Origin of the sequence: Brachybacterium sp. FME24 (assembly GCF_014897705.1) — a bacterium.
GTDB lineage: Bacteria > Actinomycetota > Actinomycetes > Actinomycetales > Dermabacteraceae > Brachybacterium.
In genome coordinates this window covers 1-19169 of sequence record NZ_JABUXV010000009.1, presented here as the reverse complement: position 1 = coordinate 19169, position 19169 = coordinate 1, and the positions used below count along the sequence as shown (strand labels likewise).

At 69.7% G+C, this 19169-nt stretch carries 20 protein-coding genes; 6 read left to right on the top strand and 14 right to left on the bottom strand.

Annotation, left to right across the window (positions count from 1 at the left end):
• Positions 1 to 2: 2 nt before the first annotated feature.
• The 3 genes from INT51_RS11430 to INT51_RS11420 are packed head-to-tail and all read right to left on the bottom strand — an operon-like array spanning position 3 to position 3233.
• Positions 3 to 926, bottom strand: coding sequence for a carbohydrate ABC transporter permease (locus tag INT51_RS11430; protein WP_193105440.1), 924 nt, complete (start codon positions 924 to 926; stop codon positions 3 to 5).
• A 10-nt stretch (positions 927 to 936) separates the two neighbouring features.
• Positions 937 to 1851 carry a carbohydrate ABC transporter permease gene (locus INT51_RS11425; protein ID WP_193105439.1) on the bottom strand — a complete coding sequence of 305 codons (915 nt, stop codon included), beginning with the start codon at positions 1849 to 1851 and terminating at the stop codon, positions 937 to 939.
• A 35-nt stretch (positions 1852 to 1886) separates the two neighbouring features.
• On the bottom strand, positions 1887 to 3233 hold the full coding sequence (locus tag INT51_RS11420; protein WP_193105438.1) for a sugar ABC transporter substrate-binding protein: 1347 nt from the start codon (positions 3231 to 3233) through the stop codon (positions 1887 to 1889).
• A gap of 207 nt (positions 3234 to 3440) precedes the next feature.
• On the opposite strand from INT51_RS11420, the gene INT51_RS11415 reads away from it, so the two are divergent.
• Positions 3441 to 4988 carry an alpha-N-arabinofuranosidase gene (locus INT51_RS11415; protein WP_193105437.1) on the top strand — a complete coding sequence of 516 codons (1548 nt, stop codon included), beginning with the start codon at positions 3441 to 3443 and terminating at the stop codon, positions 4986 to 4988.
• A 35-nt stretch (positions 4989 to 5023) separates the two neighbouring features.
• A complete protein-coding gene (locus INT51_RS11410) occupies positions 5024 to 6229 on the top strand; it encodes a sialidase family protein (RefSeq protein WP_193105436.1) in 1206 nt (401 codons plus the stop codon).
• Between the two features lie 82 nt (positions 6230 to 6311).
• Here INT51_RS11410 and INT51_RS11405 read toward each other — a convergent pair whose 3' ends face one another.
• Positions 6312 to 7535: a nucleoside permease gene (locus INT51_RS11405; RefSeq protein WP_193105435.1), complete on the bottom strand. Its 1224-nt coding sequence runs from the start codon at positions 7533 to 7535 to the stop codon at positions 6312 to 6314.
• A 50-nt stretch (positions 7536 to 7585) separates the two neighbouring features.
• Positions 7586 to 8920 carry an aminotransferase class I/II-fold pyridoxal phosphate-dependent enzyme gene (locus INT51_RS11400; RefSeq protein WP_193105434.1) on the bottom strand — a complete coding sequence of 445 codons (1335 nt, stop codon included), beginning with the start codon at positions 8918 to 8920 and terminating at the stop codon, positions 7586 to 7588.
• A gap of 234 nt (positions 8921 to 9154) precedes the next feature.
• Here INT51_RS11400 and pdxS point away from each other — a divergent pair, with 234 nt between their 5' ends.
• Both pdxS and pdxT read left to right on the top strand, forming a co-directional pair.
• Entirely contained in the window at positions 9155 to 10045 is an 891-nt protein-coding gene (pdxS, locus tag INT51_RS11395) for a pyridoxal 5'-phosphate synthase lyase subunit PdxS (RefSeq protein WP_193105433.1), read from the top strand.
• On the top strand, positions 10042 to 10644 hold the full coding sequence (gene pdxT, locus INT51_RS11390; RefSeq protein ID WP_304502166.1) for a pyridoxal 5'-phosphate synthase glutaminase subunit PdxT: 603 nt from the start codon (positions 10042 to 10044) through the stop codon (positions 10642 to 10644). Before pdxS ends, pdxT begins: the two co-directional genes overlap by 4 nt.
• Here pdxT and INT51_RS11385 read toward each other — a convergent pair.
• Complete coding sequence (locus tag INT51_RS11385; protein WP_193105432.1) at positions 10634 to 11128, bottom strand: flavodoxin domain-containing protein; 495 nt, start codon at positions 11126 to 11128, stop codon at positions 10634 to 10636. The genes pdxT and INT51_RS11385 overlap by 11 nt on opposite strands.
• A gap of 226 nt (positions 11129 to 11354) precedes the next feature.
• Here INT51_RS11385 and INT51_RS11380 point away from each other — a divergent pair, with 226 nt between their 5' ends.
• Positions 11355 to 11900 carry a hypothetical protein gene (locus tag INT51_RS11380; RefSeq protein WP_304502165.1) on the top strand — a complete coding sequence of 182 codons (546 nt, stop codon included), beginning with the start codon at positions 11355 to 11357 and terminating at the stop codon, positions 11898 to 11900.
• Positions 11901 to 11982: 82 nt separating this feature from the next.
• Here INT51_RS11380 and INT51_RS11375 read toward each other — a convergent pair whose 3' ends face one another.
• The 7 genes from INT51_RS11375 to INT51_RS11345 form a co-directional block, all read right to left on the bottom strand.
• Complete coding sequence (locus tag INT51_RS11375) at positions 11983 to 13374, bottom strand: APC family permease (protein WP_193105430.1); 1392 nt, start codon at positions 13372 to 13374, stop codon at positions 11983 to 11985.
• Between the two features lie 198 nt (positions 13375 to 13572).
• Positions 13573 to 14466, bottom strand: coding sequence for an SRPBCC family protein (locus INT51_RS11370; RefSeq protein ID WP_193105429.1), 894 nt, complete (start codon positions 14464 to 14466; stop codon positions 13573 to 13575).
• Positions 14463 to 14801 carry a helix-turn-helix transcriptional regulator gene (locus INT51_RS11365; RefSeq protein WP_193105428.1) on the bottom strand — a complete coding sequence of 113 codons (339 nt, stop codon included), beginning with the start codon at positions 14799 to 14801 and terminating at the stop codon, positions 14463 to 14465. The genes INT51_RS11370 and INT51_RS11365 overlap by 4 nt, the downstream gene beginning before the upstream one ends.
• Positions 14802 to 14858: 57 nt before the next feature.
• Complete coding sequence (locus tag INT51_RS11360; protein WP_193105427.1) at positions 14859 to 16016, bottom strand: NAD(P)/FAD-dependent oxidoreductase; 1158 nt, start codon at positions 16014 to 16016, stop codon at positions 14859 to 14861.
• 82 nt (positions 16017 to 16098) lie between these two features.
• Complete coding sequence (sigJ, locus tag INT51_RS11355) at positions 16099 to 17043, bottom strand: RNA polymerase sigma factor SigJ (RefSeq protein ID WP_193105426.1); 945 nt, start codon at positions 17041 to 17043, stop codon at positions 16099 to 16101.
• Positions 17044 to 17087: 44 nt separating this feature from the next.
• Positions 17088 to 17462 carry a YciI family protein gene (locus INT51_RS11350; protein WP_193105425.1) on the bottom strand — a complete coding sequence of 125 codons (375 nt, stop codon included), beginning with the start codon at positions 17460 to 17462 and terminating at the stop codon, positions 17088 to 17090.
• Between the two features lie 45 nt (positions 17463 to 17507).
• Positions 17508 to 17858, bottom strand: a complete 351-nt coding sequence (locus tag INT51_RS11345) for a cupin domain-containing protein (RefSeq protein ID WP_193105424.1) — start codon at positions 17856 to 17858, stop codon at positions 17508 to 17510.
• Between the two features lie 78 nt (positions 17859 to 17936).
• Between INT51_RS11345 and INT51_RS11340 the strand changes: the two genes are divergently transcribed.
• Positions 17937 to 18926 (top strand): helix-turn-helix domain-containing protein, encoded by a 990-nt coding sequence (locus tag INT51_RS11340; protein WP_193105423.1) that lies wholly within the window; start codon positions 17937 to 17939, stop codon positions 18924 to 18926.
• Positions 18927 to 19047: 121 nt separating this feature from the next.
• On the opposite strand, the gene INT51_RS11335 is transcribed toward INT51_RS11340, so the two are convergent.
• A partial coding sequence (locus INT51_RS11335) for a Fe-Mn family superoxide dismutase (RefSeq protein ID WP_226832289.1) occupies positions 19048 to 19169 on the bottom strand: 122 nt, incomplete at its 5' end.

Here is a 19169-nt window from a genome sequence, read left to right as displayed (position 1 = left end):
CCTCACGCCTTGTTGCCGGTCAGCGCGATGGACTCGATGATCTGGCGTTGGAACACCAGGAACACCACGAGCACCGGCAGCAGCGCCACGATCGAGGCCGCCATGATCAGCGGGTAGTCGGTCTGGACCGCGTACGTGGCGTTGAAGTTCGCGATCACCAGCTGCAGAGTGTGCACGTTCTCCGAGTTCAGGTAGATGATCGGGCCCAGGTAATCGTTCCAGGTGCCCATGAACCACAGGATCACCTGCGCAGCGATCGCTGGGCGGATCAGCGGCAGCACGATGCGGGAGAAGATCTGCGGGTGGGTGGCCCCGTCGATCACGGCCGCCTCGATCAGGGAGTCCGGCACGCTCATCAGATACTGGCGCAGGAAGAACACCATCATCAGGTTGCCGAACAGACCCGGCACGATGAGCGGCAGCAGCGTGTCCACCCAGCCGATCTTCGAGAACAGCATGAAGGTGGGGATCATGAGTGCCGGGAACGGGATCATGATTCCTCCCAGCAGCGCCAGGAAGATCCCGTTCTTGCCGGGGATTCGCATCTTCGCGAACCCGTAGGCCGCGAAGCACGAGGTGATCGTGCCGATCGTGATCACCGTCAGCGACACGATCGAGGAGTTGATGATGCCGGTCAGCAGTGGACCGGCCTCCCAGATCCGCAGATAGTTGCCCCATTGCGCGGGATCGGGGATCCACTGCGGCGGCAGGGTGAACACGTTCTCCTGGGTCTTCAGGGAGGTCGAGAGCATCCACGCCAGGGGCAGCAGCATGGTGAACGCGCCGAGGCACAGGACGATGAAGACGACGACATCGGCCGGGGTCTGGAAGCGACGGTCGCTCTTCTTGGGACGGGGACGGGCATCGTCGGGCGTGACCCCGGAGGTCTGCAGGGGTCCGGTCGGGATAGCACTGGTGGTAGCCATGGGGGCCTCCTCATTCCACCGTGAAGACATTGCGTGAGTTCAGGTAGAACTGGATCGCCGTGACCAGGAAGATCATCAGCCCCAGGACGAGGCTCATGGCGGTCGCGTAACCCAGCTGGAGGTTCTGGAAGCCCTGCTGCCAGATGTACCAGACGATGGTGGCGGAGCCGAATTCGGGGCCGCCCGTCGGGGTCATGATGTTGATCTCGGCGAACATCTGCGCGCTGCCGATTATCCCGGTGACGACCAGGAAGAACGTGACGGGGCTGAGCATCGGGAGGGTGACGTGGCGAAAGCGCAGCCAGGCTCCGGCACCGTCGAGCATCGCCGCCTCCAGCAGGGTGCGCGGCACGGATTGCAGCGCCGCGAGATAGAGCAGGGTGGAGAATCCGATGCCCTTCCACACGCCCATGATGATCAGCGCGGGCTTGACCCACATCTTCTCCGCCAGCCAGTTCGGGCCCTCGATGCCGACCGTCGCCAGGAGTTGGTTGACCAGGCCGAAGTCGCCGTTCAGGGCCCACTGCCACAGGATCGAGATGGCGGCGACTGAAGAGACCCCGGGCAGGTAGTAGATGACGCGGAATGCGGCGCGGCCGGGGATGCGCCGGTTCAGCGCGAGCGCGAGGGCCAGCGAGATGGCCAGTCCGAGGGGGACGCCCAGCATGAGGAAGAGGGTGTTGCCCAGAGACTGCCAGAACTGCGGGTCCCCGGCCATGGTGCGAAAGTTCGCGAGCCCGGAGAACAGGGGGGCGGAGAGTCCGTTCCAGTGGGTGAATGCCGCGTAGAAGGAGAAGATCAGCGGCGCGAGCGCGAACAGAGCGAACCCGATCACCGGTGGGGCGATGAAGATCCGGCCCCAGACCCGTTCGGGGCGATGGATGTGTCCGGGCCGGCGGGTCTCTGCCGGGAGGGGGCTGCTCATGGGCGGGCTCGTGCTCGACGTGGCTGTCGTAGCGCTCATTGCGAGTTCGCCTCCTGGTCGATGCGGAACTGCTCGCGCCCGGTGTCCAGGAAGCCCTGCATCACGGGCTGGGTGGCGGCGAGGTACTCGCCGACGTCCTGCCGGCCTTCGAGGACGGGTTGGAGATTGGTGAAGAAGGCATCCAGCCATTCGGGGGTGTAGGTGAGGGTGTTGGGGACGAACCGGCCGTACTCCTCGACGATGTCGAGGTACTCCTGCTTGTTCTGCGGTTCGATCGACGTGTCCTGGACCCACGTCGCAGCGTGAGAGCGGGTGTTGGGGATGGTCTGCCCCTCGCCGACGATGATCGCCTGGGCCTCGGGATCGCAGGCGAGGAACATCGCGAGTTCGGCGGCCCGGTCGGGGCGCCGACTGCTCGCCGAGACGCCGATTCCCAGGGAGCCGATGTTCGTGGCGGAGATGCCGGTGCGGCCTGCCGGATAGGGGCACAGGTCGAACTCGAAATCCAGGGTGCGGTAGAGGGTCAGATCCCACGGTGCGACCGGGAAGAACCCGATCTGGCCACGCAGCCAGCGCTGGTACCCGTCCAGGCCCTCGGTCTCGTTGATCGACGGTGTCACCCCGTGCACCTCGCGCAGGTCCACGACGTACTGCAGCGCTTCGGCGAACTCGGGAGTGTCGATGGTAACGGTGCGGGCGTCTTCGCTGAGCCAGGAGCCCCCGTTGGACCACACGTAGCTGTGGAGCTCGGCCCCGATGTTCACCGAGGTGCCCCAGGAGTCGGTGACCCCGTCGCCGTCGCGGTCCCCGGTCAGCGCCAGACAGCGGGCCAGGAACTCATCCCAGTCCAGCGGCACGCTCGGGTCGGGAGGCTCGACGCCCATCTCCTCGAAAAGGGTCTTGTTATAGCCGAAGGAGAACGGACCGACATCCTTGGGCATCGCGTACAGCGGCCCCGTGCCGACGCGATCACCGTCGAAGCGGTACAGGTCCAGGCCGGCGGGCCAGATGTCGTCGACGGGGAGGTCGGTCGCCTCGACGAAGGGGGTGAGGTCCGCCAGCACCCCGTTGGTCACGTACGCCATGGTTCGCGGCGGTTCGAGGTAGAAGACGTCGGGGGTGGAATTGCCGAGGATCGCCGTCTGCAGCTTCGTCGCGTACTGGTCGGCAGAGGTGGAGATCAGGTCGACCTGGTGCCCGGTGCGCTCCTCGAACACGGCCACGGCGCGGGAGAACACCTCGCGCTCTTCGGTGGAGCCGCGGAACATGAAGGTCAGCACGTCGGGGTCGCCGGAATGGAGGTTGCCGCATCCGGTGGTGGCGCCCGCCGTGGCGGCTGCGGCGGCGCCGACTGCACCGGTCAGGAATCGTCGTCGTCTCATCGTGATCCGATCTGTCTCGTCGTCGAGACCACCCGGCGGCGCACGCCGTCCCGGGGTTCTGCGTCGGGGCCCCCATCGGCCGGCCGACCGCTCTTCGCAAAGATTCGCTGTGAGGTGTGGCACAAGGTACATCGTTGAACTAGAGTCAGCAAGCACCCGGCCGCGGACCTCTCCCACTGTCGATCCCCGCGGGCGAAGGAGTCACCGATGACCCTCCACGGCACGATCGATCTGCATCCCGCCCACCGCGTCGGCCCGGTGCGCCGGCGCACTTTCGGCAGCTTCGTCGAGCACATGGCGCGCTGCGTGTACACCGGCATCTTCGAACCTGGACACCCCTCGGCCGACGCCGCCGGACGGCGCACGGACGTCCTGGAGCTCACCCGTGAGCTGGGCGTCAGCTCCGTCCGCTACCCCGGCGGGAACTTCGTCTCCGGCTACCGCTGGGAGGACGGCGTGGGCCCGGCCGAGGACCGACCACGGCGACACGACCTGGCCTGGCACTCGATGGAGCCCAACAGTTTCGGTCTCGACGAGTTCATGGCCTGGGCGGCCGAGGCGGGCGTCGAGCCGATGTATGCCGTCAACCTCGGCACCCGCGGGCTGCAGGAAGCCCTGGACGTGCTGGAGTACGCCAACGCCCCCGTGGGCACCGCGCTCTCGGACCGGCGCGCGGCCAACGGACATCCCGCGCCGTACGGCATCGGGATGTGGTGCCTGGGCAACGAGATGGACGGGCCGTGGCAGATCGGGCATCGTCCCGCCGAGGTGTACGGCCGCCTCGCCGCGGAGACCGCCCGCGCCATGCGCCTGGAGGATCCCGACCTCGAGCTCGTGGCCTGCGGGTCCTCGCACTCCTCGATGCCGACGTTCGGGGCCTGGGAGCAAGCGGTGCTCGAAGCCGGGTACGACGCGATCGACATGCTCTCAGCGCACGTGTACTACCGCGAGGAGGACGGCGACCAGGCCTCCTATCTCGCCTCTGCCGACGACATGGACGCCTACATCGACGCTGTCGTCGCCGCCTGCGATCACGTGCGGGCGCTGGGGCGGCACGACAAGCGCATCATGATCAGCTTCGACGAATGGAACGTGACCAACAATGCCCACGGCGACCCCGGCACGGAGCCCACGGGGGACGACTGGCCGATCGCGCCGCGCTTCGCCGAGTCCACGTACACCGCGCAGGACGCCGTCGTGGTGGGGTCGCTGCTGATCAGCCTGCTGCGGCACACGGACCGGGTGGCCTCTGCCTCGCAGGCGCAGCTGGTCAACGTGCTCGGCCCGATCCGCACCGAGCCGGGCGGGCGGGCCTGGCGTCAGACCATCTTCCATCCTTTCGCGCTCACCTCGAAGCACGCCTCCGGTCAGGTGTTGCGAGCGGCGATCGACTCCCCTGCCACCGAGAATGCGAAGTTCGGGCAGAGTCTCGCCCTGGACTCCGTGGCCACCTGGGACGAGGGGGCCGGCGCCCTCACCGTGTTCGCCGTCAACCGCGCCCCCGGCGAGGCGGTCGACATCTCGCTCCCGCTCGGTGCCTTCGGACAACGGAGCGCTGGCGGACAGGACGGGACGTTCGAGATCAGCGAATCCGTCCTTCTGCACGAGGAGGACCCCTACGCCGTGAACACGGCCGATGACCCCGACCGTGTCGTGCCGCGCCCCCTGCCCGGCGTGCAGCTCGACGACGCCCTGCTCACCGCCACCCTCCCCCCGATCAGCTGGGCCATGATCCGCCTCCACGCGCGCCCCTGACTCCCCCGCCCCCTGCAGAAAGTGATGGCACGACCATGCGACGACGCACCTTGACCTCCGCCCTGACCGCGGCCCTGACCACGACGGCCGCTGCCGGAATGGCCGCCCCCTCCTTCGCCGACGGGACCGGCCCTACTGACCGCTCAGGCACGTCCGGAGGGCGCCACCGGCCCGAGGATCGCCCCCCGCAGCTGCTCCTCGACGGCACCGGCCTCTACCCACGGGTGGTGCGCCTGGCCCACAACGGCCCGGCGAACGACCGCCTGCTCGCCTCCGCGGTCTCCTTCGAGGGCCCCTCGGGATTCGGCAGGATCTGGGAATCCGTCGACGGCGGCGCCACGTTCGCGCAGGTGAGCACAGTGTTCGATGAAGCCACCGATGCCGGCGGCGGGCTGTGCTGCGCCACGCTGTACGAGCTGCCCCGCGCGGTCGGCGACCTGCCGGAGGGCACCTTGCTGTGGAGCGCCTCGGTCGGCGCCGACATCGCGGATCGCCACATGTCGATCCGTCTCTGGGCGAGCACGGACGTCGGCCGCAGCTGGGAGCGGATCGCGATCACCGCGGTCGCCGAGAACGCCGGAGGCCTGTGGGAGCCGGAGTTCGCCGTGACCGACGACGGCACCCTGGTGCTCTGGTACTGCGACGAGACCGACGGGGAGAAGCACTCGCAGAAGATCGTGCAGCAGACCTCCCTCGACGGCCTGACCTGGACCGAGCCGCAGCCGATCATCGAGCTCGAGGATCCGACCGCTCGCCCGGGCATGCCCACCGTGCGCCGCCTGCGCACCGGCCGGTGGGCCATGAGCTACGAGATCTGCGGGCCGCAGGACCACTGCCGCACGTACCTGCGCACGTCCGAGGACCCGCGCGAGTGGGGCCCGACGACCTCCCGGGACCCGCTGATCCGGGCGGCGGACGGCACCGAGCCGCGCCACACTCCCACTCTCACGATCGATGACGACGGCTCCGTGATCCTCGGCGCCCAGATGCACTACACCTCCGACGGAGAGCTCTCCGAGCACAACGGTCAGGTGGTGCTGCGCACGCGAGATCGCGCCCTGCAGGGACGGATCCGCTGGGTCGTCGAACCCGCCCCGGTGCCGGTCGAGGATCCGTACAACAACTACTGCCCGAACTACTCGCCGACCTTCACCCGCACCCACACCGGGCACCTGCTGGAGATCACCTCGGCCCCGAGCGAGGAGGGAGTCTGCCGGCCCTGGTACGGGTCGCTGGGCTGAGCGCTGGCAGCGGGAGCGCACCGAACCGATCACGATCGGGAACGACATGCGGCCCGGACCGGCCGCTCGGGGCGCTGCGCGTCTACGCCGGCACGTCGGCGGCCTTCACCGTCTCCTTCTCCCGGAACAGGGCGGCGAAGAAGACCGTGACCAGCACGGCGAGGGCGGCCGGGATCAGCCAGATCGTGAGCCAGTCATGCGTCCCGTCGCTCGCGAGGAAGGCATCGACGATCGGGCCGGAGATGAGCGAGCCGATCAGCAGGCCCACGCCGTAGGTGGCCAGGGAGATGAGGCCCTGGGCGGCGGAGCGCACCTTCGCCGGGGCGAAGCGGTCGGTGTAGATCTGCCCGGCGACGAAGAAGAAGTCGTAGCAGACACCGTGCAGGACCAGGCCGAGGATCACCAGCCAGATCAGCGAGCCGGCGTCGCCGAAGGCGAACAGCGCGTAACGGGCAGCCCAGGCGAGCATGCCGATCAGCAGGGTCCGCTTGATGCCGAGCTTCTTCAGCATGAGCGGCATGACCAGCAGGAACAGCACCTCGGAGACCTGCCCGAGGGACTGCACGGCGGCGGCCCTGGGCACCCCGATCTCGTTGAGGTACAGGTTGGTGAAGTTGTAGTAGAAGGCCAGCGGGATGCAGATCAGGATGGAGGCGATGAAGAAGACCAGGTAGGAGCGGGACGTCAACAGCGCCAGCGCATCCAACCCCAGCACGTCGCGCACCGTGGGCGGGCCGTCGCTCTGCTCGGGCGGGGTGTGCGGGAGGGTGAAGGCGTAGATGCCCAGCAGTGCGGAGCCGATCGCGGCCATCACGAAGGTGTGCTGGAGCGCGCCGCCGCTTTCCCAGCCGAGCCATCCGATGAGCAGCCCGGCGATGATCCAGCCGATGGTGCCGAACACGCGCACGCTGGGGAACTGCTTCTCGGGGCTCTCCATGCGGCGGAACGAGATCGAGTTCGCCAGCGCGAGGGTGGGCATGAAGGAGATCATCGCGAGCAGCGCGAACACGAAGAAGCCGCCGAAGTCGTCCTGGCGGCCGGCGAGGAACAGCATCACCGCGCTGAACAGGTGCAGCACCCCGAGGATGCGCTGGGCAGCGAAGAAGCGGTCTGCGATCAGGCCCACGATGAACGGGGCGAGGATCGCACCGAGGCTCTGGGTGAGGAAGGCGAGGGCGATCTGGCTGCCGCTGGCCTCGAGGTTCGCGGCGAGGTAGGTGCCGAGGGTGACGAACCAGGCTCCCCACACGAAGAACTCGAGGAACATCATGGCCGAGAGACGGGTGCGGGTCAGGGAATCCAGCATGCCGTGGATCCTAGCGTGTGACGTGCATCACCGCTCGGTTCTCGCGCCGGTCAGAGTGCTTCGCGGGAGGCTCCGGCGACATCCGCAGCGAGCGTCGCGGCGTCCTCCTCGGACAGGTCGTGCACCGTCAGCCGCAGGTGGCGCGAGGGTTCCGCGTCCGGTGCAAGGCGGAAGTCGTCCCCGGTTCGCGCGAGCCACCCGCGGCGCATGAGCCGTTCGGCGACGTCCCGCGCCGGCGCCGGAACGGGGGTCCACAGGCTCATCCCGTCGCCCGCTTCGACCGGCAGTCCCTGCGCCGTCAGGCGAGCGGCGAAGGCGGCGTTCCGTTCGGCGTAGTGGGCCCCTGCGCGGTCGATCAGGGCGAGGGCGTCGGGGTCCCGCAGCACGGCGTGGGTGAGACGCTGCAGCAGGTGGCTGACCCAGGTCGTGCCGGGGCTGAGCCGCAGCGCGAGCCGGCCCGCGGTGTCGGGGTCCGTGGCGGTCACGGCCAGGCACATATCGGGCCCTACGAACTTCGAGACGGACCGCAGCAGCGCCCAGCGTCGATGCTCGGGACCGACGATCGAGTGGAAGGGCCGCTGGGAGAGGAACGAGTAGTAGTCGTCCTGGATGACCAGGACGTACGGGTGTTCGGCGAGCGACTCCCGCAGCTGGGCCGCCCGGCGTTCGCTGAGCGAGGCCCCGGTGGGGTTCTGCGCGCGCGGAGTGCACACGACCGCGCGCACGCCGTCCTCCAGGGCGGCTCGGAGACCGGCGACGGTCATCCCCTCGGCATCGACCGGGACGGGCACGGCGCGGTACCCGCCGAGTCGGGCGATGTGGATGCTGGCCAGGAAGCACGGGTCCTCGAGGGCCACGGCGTCGTCCCGTATGAGGGCCTGGGCGAGCAGCCGCTCCACCGCGTCGACGGCGCCGCTGGTCAGGGTGAGGCGCACGTCGGCCGGATCCCCCGGAGCGTCGACGGTCATCCAGTCCCGTGCCCACTGCTCGAGGTCCCGGTCGATGAGGGGCTCCCCATAGAGCACCGGGCGGCCCGTGGCGGCGGACAGCGCCGGTCCGAGATCCGGGATCAGGTGCGGATCGGGATTGCCGGTGCCGACGTCGCGGAGCGATCCGGCGGCGGCGAAACCCTCCTGCGCGACGGCGGACCGCTGCGCGACCCGGGTGCCGGCGCGCCCCTGGGAGACGACGACTCCGGAGCGGGCGAGGTTCCGATAGGCGGCCACGGCGGTGTTGCGGTTGACGCCGAGCTGCTCGGCGAGCGCGCGCACGGAGGGCAGGCTCTGCCCGGGAGTCAGCTCGCCGCGGTCGACGAGCGCCCGCACGCTGTCGGCGATCTCCACGGCGGTCCCGCCGCTGATCACCAGGTCACTGTCCGTTCGCACGCTCCTGAGTCTAGGCGGAGCGCAGCACGTGGCCGCACCGGCTCCGCGGCGAGCGCCGGCCTCGCCGAAGGCTCCGGCGCGGCGCCGCTCACGCCCTCCCGGATCGCTCCATGAACAGCCCCTCGCCCGACGGCACAGGCCATGCTACGTTTTGACCTAGGCCAATGTGGTGCAGGGAGGGCCGGCGCGTCGGATGCCGTCGGCCCGCGCCGCGACAGCGACGGGATGGATCCGATGAGCACTTCCACCACAGGCACGGCGACGGTCAAGCGCGGGCTGGCCGAGATGCTGAAGGGCGGCGTCATCATGGACGTCGTCACCGCCGAACAGGCGAAGATCGCCGAGGACGCCGGCGCCGTGGCCGTGATGGCCCTCGAGCGCGTCCCGGCCGATATCCGCGCCCAGGGCGGCGTCTCCCGCATGAGCGACCCCGACATGATCGACAGCATCATCGAGACCGTCTCGATCCCGGTCATGGCCAAGGCCCGCATCGGCCACTTCGTCGAGGCTCAGGTGCTGCAGCAGCTCGGCGTGGACTACATCGACGAGTCCGAGGTGCTCTCCCCCGCGGACTACGCCCACCACATCGACAAGCACCGCTTCACGGTGCCCTTCGTGTGCGGCGCGACGAATCTCGGCGAGGCCCTGCGCCGCATCACCGAGGGCGCCGCCATGATCCGCTCCAAGGGCGAGGCCGGCACCGGCGACGTCTCCGAGGCCACCAAGCACATCCGCACCATCACCGCGGAGATCAACGCGCTGGCCGCCAAGAGCAAGGACGAGCTCTACCTCGCGGCCAAGGAGCTGCAGGCCCCGTACGACCTGGTCGTCGAGGTCGCCGAGACCGGAACCCTCCCGATCGTGCTGTTCACCGCGGGCGGCGTGGCCACCCCGGCAGACGCCGCGATGATGATGCAGCTGGGGGCCGACGGGGTCTTCGTCGGCTCCGGCATCTTCACGGCCGACAACCCGGAGCAGCGTGCCGCCGCGATCGTCAAGGCGACCACGTTCCATGACGACCCGGCCGTGATCGCCGAGGTCTCGCGCGGGCTCGGCGAGGCGATGGTCGGCATCAACGTGGCCGACCTGCCCGCACCCCACCGTCTGGCCGAGCGCGGCTGGTGAGCGCCCGCGGGACGGGGCCGCGCATCGGCATCCTCTCGCTGCAGGGCGATGTGCGCGAGCACGCCCGGGTGCTGTCGGAGCTCGGTGCTCAGGTCGCCCTGGTCCGCCGACCCGGTGAGCTGGCGGGGGTCGACGGCCTGGTGCTGCCGGGCGGGGAATCGACCGTCATCGACAAGCTGTCGCGCGCCTTCGACCTGCGGGGGCCGTTGCGCGCGGCCATCGCCGACGGCCTGCCGGTGCTGGGCACCTGCGCGGGGCTGATCCTGCTCGCGGACCGTCTGGCCGACGGGATCGACGGCCAGGTGACCTTCGGCGGGCTCGATGTCACGGTGCGGCGCAACGCCTTCGGCGGGCAGGTCGACTCCTTCGAGGCGGACCTCGACGTGCGCGTGCTGGGACCGCCGGCGGTGCGGGCCGCATTCATCCGCGCCCCGGTGGTCGAGCAGCTCGGGCCGGGTGCGACGGCGCTCGCCTCCCTGCCCGACGGGCGCGTGGTCGCGGCGGAGCAGGGATCACTGCTGGGCACGGCGTTCCACCCGGAGTCCACGGGCGAGACCCGATTCCACCGCCGCTTCCTGGAGCGGGCCCTCAGGCGGTGAGCAGCGGCGCGATCTCGCGCGCCCACGCGGCGACGGCGGGCAGGTCGCGGAAGTCTCCGATGGGCGTGCGCAGGGACCTCAGCAGGACCCGCTCGTGCAGCGGGATCTTCTCCATGATCACCCAGCCGGGGAAGTTCTTCACCGCGACCGGAGTGGCGTCGAGCCTGTCGAGGAACACGTCCGTGGCCTTCTGCCTGCCACCTTTGGCAGGGTCGGAAGCGGACCCGGAGCAGGAGAAGAAGGCGAACGGTCGCTCGGCGACGGCCGAGGCGTGCCGGTCCATCCAGGCCACGGCGCTCTTCTCGATGGACTCGACGCGCACCGCGGAACCCAGCACGAGCGCGTCGTGGGCGGACGGGTCGGGCGCCTCTTCGACATCGAGGAGCGCGACCTCGAAGCCTTCGTCCCCAAGAGTCCGGGCGATGGTCTCCGCCAGGGTGCGGGTGGCTCCGGAGTGGGTCGCGTAGGCGACGAGCACGCTCATGGAGGTCATCCTGCCAGAGGTACGGAGAGCGGCCCCGCGATCGGGGCCCTCTCCCCTCCGCCACCACTCACCCTGCCCGAGGAACGATCCGGGAACGCAGGTCAGAGCACATGTCACGGTTCAGTCGTCAATACCGTCGAGCACCTGGTCCACCTTCCCCTCGAGGCGGACAATCGGGACACGGGCGATGCCGCCTGGCACCGGCCGGGCCTCGGAGGAGGTAACCGTGAAACGATTGCTCGCTGTCCTCGCCAGTCTTGCGCTCTTCATCGGTCTGGGCATGATCACGCCTCTCGCAGCGAATGCCGCACCGTACTGCGGCATCACCTGGGGGTCCCTTCCTGCATCGCGGGCCGGCATGTCCTCGGCCCACGTCACGAATCTGCGTGCCGGTCAGCACACCTGCTACGACCGGCTCGTCATCGACCTCGACCACGACGTCACCGGATATTCGGTGACGTACGTGAGCGCGGTCCATCAGTTCGGCTCCGGTACCCGGGTCCACCTGGCCGGTGGCGCCGATCTCGAGATCATCGTCCATGCACCGGCCTACGACGACGCCGGCCGGGCAACCTATTCCCCGCCCCGTCCCCGCACGGCTGTGAACGTCAGCGGGTACCGCACCTTCGACCAGGTCGCCTTCGCCGGCAGCTTCGAGGGGCAGACGCTGGTGGGCCTGGGCGTGCGCGCCCGACTGCCCATGCGGACGTTCGTCCTGGACGGACCGGGGAACGGCTCCCGGCTCGTCGTCGACATCGCCCATCGCTGGTGACCTCGGAGTTCTTCCGGCACCGGCATCCAACCCACCGGTGGCACTGCAGCAGGTGCCGCCGGTGCTTGCTGTCCGCGACCTGTCAGCGATGCACTGTGTCCACGAGCCCGTCGGTGGACACGGAGCGTTTCGGGGCGAGGCCGCCGGCGAGGAACGCAGCCACCAGGATCACGCCGCAGACGATCGCCGCAACCGCCCCGCCCACCAGCAGCGGGAAGTTCGCGAGCGAGATCGCGAGGACCACGAGCAGGCCGAGCCCGCCGATGCCGGTCAGGACCAGCACGGGCTTCGAGGCCGGGGCCGCGTGGTGGGTGGCGCCGAAACGAACCACGGCGATGCTGGTCAGGGCCATCATGACGATGACCCCGACAGCGCCGAGTCCGGAGTACCAGGTGTAGATCTCCACCACCGGGTCGAGCTGGGCGAGCGCTGAGACGACGACGATCGTCGCCGTCATGCCGCTGACCCACAGCGAGGCTCGTGACGGGGCGCGGCGGGTGGGGTGCGCCTGGCCGAGGCTCATGGGCAGCACGCCGCGACGGCCGAGGGTGAACAGGTAGCGGGTCACGATGGTGTGGAATCCCAGCATGCAGGCGAACATGCTGGTCACGACGAGGAGCTGGGCGATGTCGGCCATGATCGGGGCGACCACCTCACCGGCGAGGGCGACGATCACGCCGTCCGGGTTCTCCGTGGCCGCGGCGAGGGCGGTGTCGGCGCCGAGCCCGGAGATCACGAGCCACGCGGAGACGGTGTAGAGCACGCCGATCAGGATCACCGCGATGTACGTGGCGCGCGGGATGGTGCGCAGCGGGTCCTTCGCTTCGTGACGGAACACGGCGGTGGCTTCGAAGCCGAAGAAGCCGAGGAAGGCGAAGAGCAGGCCGAGCCCGGGAGCCCCGGACAGGGCCTCGACAGGGCTGAACGGGGCGACGCTCAGCGCGCGGCCGGAGAAGAGCACGCCGAGGTCGATCGCGACGACCGCCACGATCTCGAGCACCAGCACCACGCCGAGGACCTTGGCGGACAGGTCGATCTTGCGGTATCCGAGCAGCCCGACGATCACGATCATGAGCGCCGAGATCAGCCACCAGGGCAGAGCGACCCCGGTCCACAGTGCGAGCAGGTTCCCGGCCTGGACCCCGAGATAGCAGGTCATCGAGACCGTGAGCAGGACATAGGAGAGCAGTGCGATCGCGGCGGTGCCGAGCCCGGCGCGGCGGCCGAGCCCGCGGTCCACGTAGGCGTAGAACGCCCCGGCGTCCGGGACGTGGGGAGTCATCCAGGTGTAGCCCACGGAGAACAGCAGCAGGATCACGGTGGCCGCGAGGATCATCAGCGGGGCGCCGACGGATCCGGATTCCAGGATGATCAGCGGGAAGTTCGCGACCACCACGGTGATGGGGGCGGCTGCGGCGACGACCATTAGCACGATGCCCGCCACCCCGAGATTACGTGTCAGTTCCGTGGTCACGGCTGTCCTCTCCTGGCCGCGACGCGTCTCGCGGCGCCTGTCCGTCTCTCCGCCCGGCGGCGGGGTGCACCGGGAGAAGGCTACGGCGAACCCTCCTGCCCGACCGGCCGCGTCCAGCAGTGAACGCGCAGGTCAGTACGGCACCAGTTGCTCACGAGGCGCAGATCACGCGATCAGGCCGTCGTGGCGGCAGTGGCTCTACCGCCCTGTCGTCGCGGCCTCGAGGGCGGCTCGGGCGATCGACTCGACGGCTCCGGGGCCCCATTGGTCGAGCGCCGCGTCCTTCTCGGTCGGGTCCTTCCCGCGCACGGTGAGGAGCATCCGAGCGCCGTGGCCGGTGCCGTCGACGAGGTCCAGGCGCACGTGATCGCCGGGCTCTCCCGGCGCGGTGTCGAAGGCGAGGAGCGTCGGGGGGTCCACCTCGGTGAGGTACCCGAGCACGACCTCGGGCGCCTGCGGAGCATGGAACTCCTCGCCGGAGACGAGCACCGGAGGGCCGTCGAGCCCCTCCACGCCTCCCCCGACGAAAAGTTCCCAGGCCGTCCGGGCCGGGCAGACGAGCTGACGCTCGAAGCGGGCGGACCACCCGTCGGCCGTCTCGAGCACCGACGCCCGGCCGAGCTCGAAGCGATGGGCCAGCTCCTCGTGCCGGTCGCGCCGCGGTCCCGGATCGGACACCTCGGAGCCGTCGATCACCGAGCGCAGCCCCTCGAGGCATGCCTCCCAGCCGGTTGCGAAGCTCGCCGCCCCGCCGTGGTCGTCGAAGACGTGGGTGAGCACGAAGCGGGTGCCGTCGACCTCCTCGGCGAGCTCGAAGAGCAGTTCGTCGGTGTCCCAGCTGAAGCGGAGCCGGCACGGGGCCTCGCACTCGAGGACCGTCCCGAGCTCCGCCGGGGTGCCGGCGAAATCCGGGAAGCGCACGGCGCCGCCGGCGCGCAGCTCGAACTCGGGGGCACCCGGGAACCACAGCGCAAGGTGCTCGGGATCGGTGACCGCACGCCAGACGCGGTCCATGGGGTGGGGGTATCGACGCTCGACGACGACGGCGGACCTGCCATCGGCCTTCGTGAGCACCGGGTCGGGACTGGTCATGACTGCTCCTCCTCCTGCATCTGGTCGTGCTCCTGCATCTGATCGAGCCGGTCGCCGAGTCGGTCGAGCCGGTCCTCCCACAGCCAGCGATACGGCTCCAACCACTGTGCGACCTCGGTGAAGGCCTCGGGGAGCAGCGCATACCAACGACGCTGAGCATCGGCTCTGGCCTGGACGAATCCCGCCTCGCGCAGGATTCCCAGCTGTTTGGAGGCGACGGCCTGGGGCACGCCGAGCGCCTCCGCGAGATCCCCGACGGTGGCGGGGCCCGCCCGGAGCTGGTCGAGGATCTCGCGCCGCAGCGGCAGGGAGAGCGCGGCGTAGGCGGTGGACATGACGCCTGTCTACCGCAATCGGTATATTCCCGTCAAGGAATATACCGATTGCGGTGCTCAGACGGTCACGCGCGCTGGTCCGCGGGAAGGGACAGGAATCCGGAAGGTCGGGTTCGCGACGCCGAAAGCCGCCCCCTTGCACACGAACTCCTTGTTCCGCGCCGCGAGCCGTCCCGTGAGGACGAGTTCGCGCGGGGTGTCGTCCGGGCGCACGATCTGGAGCAGTCCGTCGCGGCGACCGAGGCTGATGCACTGCGCGACATAGGCACGCGGGACGCTCGGGGCACGGCCGCCGCTGACGTCCGCGACCACCCCTTCCGCCGCCTGCCAGGCCAGGGCGTTGCCGGAGGCGCAGCACATCCGCAGCGGCTTCTCTCCGTGCCCCAGCGCCCAGGCCGCATCCCCCACCGCCCGGACAGCCGGATGGGACACCGAGCGCATGGTGCGGTCCACGACGATCCGACCGTCCTCGCTGGTCGCCAAGCTGCTGGCCGCGGCCAGCGGGTTCGTCACGAAGCCGGTCGTCCACACCACGAGATCCGCGGGCAGCGAGCGACCGTCCTCGGTCATCAGCGCGTCGGGAGTGATCCGGCCCGCCCGGGTGCGCTCGTGGACGGTGACCCCGAGACGCGAGAGCACGGCGCGCACGTGCCGGGCCCCTTTCGCCGACAGGTTCGCGCCGATCGCGTCGCCGGTGAGCAGGGAGACGTCGAGATCAGGTCGGGATTCGGCGATCTCGGTGACGGCCTCGAGCCCGGTCAGACCGGCTCCGACCACGACGACGGATCTCCCCGGGTCCAGCGCGGAGAGGCTGTCGCGCAGTCGCAGGGCCTCGCTGTGGCTCGCGACGCTGCGGACGGTGTCCCCCTCGACCTCGAGGGCTGGTGGAGCCTGGGTGCTCCCGAGGCTGATGATCAGCGAGTCGTAGCCGAGCGCTCCCCCGGCCTCGAGGGTCACCTGGTGGGCATCGACCTCGAGGGAGGTCACCCGATCGATGACCACGTTCACGTCGGTCTTCGCGAACATGTCGCGCAGCGGCCGCTGCGCAAGGGTCTGGCCGACGGCGAGCTGATGCAGACGAATGCGCTCGACGAAGTGCGGGACGGCATTGACGAGCGTGATCTCGACGCCCGAGGGATGCAGCCGGCGGGCGAGCGCTCCGGCGGCGAGTGCCCCGGCGTATCCGGCGCCGAGGATGAGGATGCGGTGGGTCATGGTGGACCTCCTGTGTCCGAGAGATGTACCCCTTGGACCGGGCAGCACGCCGATTCCTGACGTGCTTCCCGGAAGTGGCGTCTCACCAGGCGCTGGAGAGGGGCTCTCCGGGGCTGCCCGCACGCCAGCGCTCCGTCGCGCGTTCGAGCTTGTCGGGGTTGCCCTGGACGCGGATGTCCCGGATCCGGCCGTCGACGAGTTCGAGGACGATCACCCCGACCAGACGGCCGTCGGTCACGGCGAGCAGGGCGGGGGCACCGTTGACCACATCGGCGTAGACGTCCAGAGGCCCACCGAGGAAGTTCCGTTTCGCCTCCGTCGGTCGCAGGGCGCCCCGCAGCACCTTCGCGACCGTCTCGGCACCGCTGAGGGGACGACGGGCCGCAGGGACCTTCCCGCCACCGTCGGCGATGCTCACGACGTTCTCGCTGAGCATCCCGATGAGCTGGTCGAGGTCGCCGCCCTCGGCTGCCTCGAGGAATGCGCCGACGACGGCCCTGGAGGTCTCCTGGTCGACCACGGTGCGGCGCTCGCCCCTCTCCAACCGCCGCTTGGCGCGAGCGAACGCCTGCTGACAGCCGGCCACGGTGGTGCCGAGGATCTCGGCGATCTCCGCATGCGGATAGGCGAACGCCTCCTTGAGCACGAAGACCGCGCGCTCCTGGGGTGCGAGGGTCTCGAGCAGTCCCAGCACGGCGAAGGAGACGGTGTCGCGCTGCTCGACGGTCTCGGCGGGGCCCAGCAGGGGGTCGCCCTCGAGGAGCGGTTCCGGGAGCCACTGACCGACATAGTCCTCGCGGCGCGCGCGAGCCGAGGTGAGCTGGTTCAGGCAGTAGTTCGTCAGCACCCGGGTGAGCCAGGCCTGTGGCACCTCGATGACGGACCGGTCGGTGGCCGACCAGCGCAGATAGGTCTCCTGCACGGCGTCTTCCGCATCGGCGGCGGAGCCGAGGAGGCGGTAGGCGACAGCACCCAGGTGATACCTGGCTGCTTCGAAATGGTCGAGATCCTCCACGGGAACCGTCACCCCAGGAGCGTAACCGCGCCGGTGCTCATCCGTCAGCGATCAGGTCACCCGGGCTGCTCCTGGAGCGCGCGGACCTCGATCCGCGACTGCACTGCGGCGGAGGCCTTCTCCGCCCACCCCAGCGCGGTCTCGTCGTCGGCCGCCTCGATGAGCCAGAATCCGCCGACGTACTCGGCGGCCTCGACGAACGGGCCGGGGGTCCGGGTCGGAGGGTTCCCGGTGGCGTCGACGGTGATCGCGGTCGAGGGGGGCTGGAGCCCGCCTGCGGCGATCAGCGCACCTGACTCCTGCAGGGCGGTGTTGAGGTCTCCGACCGCCGCGAAGAGGGCCTCGAGCGCGGCGGGGTCCATCTCCTGCATCGATTCCATCGTCGGTTCCTCGGTCGAGTCGTGCGGTAGGGCCAGGAAGTACTGCGTCATGGGATGGCGCTCCTCGTGCGTGGTGGGGCGGCGGACGGGACCGGTTCAGGAGTGGTCGAAGTACTCCTGGATCATGACCGGGGACGCGTGGATGCAGACGATCTGCAGCACCCCGGTGCCGGTGTTCGTGAAGCGATGCCAGGCGTTCGCCGGGGCGATCGCGGTCTCTCCGGGACCGGCGGTGACCGTGCGGTCCCCGATCACGATGGTGGCCTGTCCCTGGAGGACGTGGAAGGTCTCGTCGTAGGGGTGGCGATGCAGGCGGGGTCCCTGGCCGGGATCACCGGTGACGAGGAAGAACGACACGTTCGCTCCGTGGGCCTCGCCCTCGAAGCGGAGAGTGCGGCTGCCGGCGATGCGGATCTCGTCGGCGGGGATGACATCGGCGGTGCTCATGGTGACTGCCCCTCGGGTGGGAGTGCTCGGTGAGCTCCTACCCTTCCCGTGCGGAGCGGGTCTGGCTACCCTTTCGATGTGGATCGAAAGTTCGTGGAGTTCCACCTCGGTTCGAGCGACATCTCGGCGGTACGCTTCGGGATCTCACCGGGGCACGAGCTGGTGCATGCGATCCGAGCCCTGCTCCGTCCGCAATCCGCCCCGCTGCACTGGGGGTGGCTGCGCACCCTGTCGGGACGGCCGACGGGGCCGGCTTTCCACGTGATGACCCTGGTCTGCGGGTCCTCCGGATACCTGCCCGACTTCCTCACCGCGACCCCGTCCGGCGACATGTCCCCCGAGGAGGAGCTGGAACGCCTTCGCGAGACCCCGGCCGACCGTCTCTGCTTCGACCTCGACAAGAGAGCGGTGCGCTCCTCAGGGGCCCGGCAGCAGGAGATCCGAGAGCTGATCGCGGCACCGGACCGGACTCGCGCCGCGATCGCCGACGCCTGGCACGAGGTCTGGGAGTCGCTCCTGGCCCCGGTCTGGCCGCAGATGCTCCATCTGATGCGCGCGGACATCAGTGTGCGGGCCCGACGCAGCAGCAACGCGGGGCTCGCCGCGATGGCGAACACCCTGCATTCCTCGGTGACCTGGTCCGACGAGGTCGTGCAGGTGAGGATGACCGCCCATGAGGAGGTGGTCGACTGCGGCGGCACCGGCCTGGTGCTGGTCCCCTCGGTGATGATGGAGCCGCGCGGGTGCGCCGTGCTCACCGAGAAGCCGGCGCAGCCGACGATCTTCTACCCCGCCCACGGGGTGTCCGAGACGTGGTACCGGGACGGGTCCGACGCGCTCGTAACGCTCACCGCCCTACTCGGGCAGGGGCGGGCGCACCTGCTGCTGGAGCTCCAGCAGCCCCTGTCCACGTCGGAATGTGCCGAGCTGACGAACCTCTCGGTCTCCACGGCCTCCCATCACCTCTCGGTGCTGCGGGAATCGGGCCTGGTGGACAGCGAACGCAGCGGCGTGCGCGTCCTGCACACCCTGACCCCCTTGGGCGAAGCGCTCGCGAACGGTCGCTGAGGCGCTCCACGCCGCACGCGGCAGCGGCCGGCCCCCGATTCCTCGGGGACCGGCCGCTGCGTCGCTCTCTCGACCTGCCGACCCATCAACCTGCGAACCGATCAGGGCCGACGAGGCAGGATCAGACCTGCGGGATGACCAGACCGGAACCGGTCGCGCGCGCCGTCTCGAACCGTGCCTGGACATCAGCCCAGTTCACGATGTCCCAGATCGCCTTCACGTAATCAGCCTTCACGTTCTGGT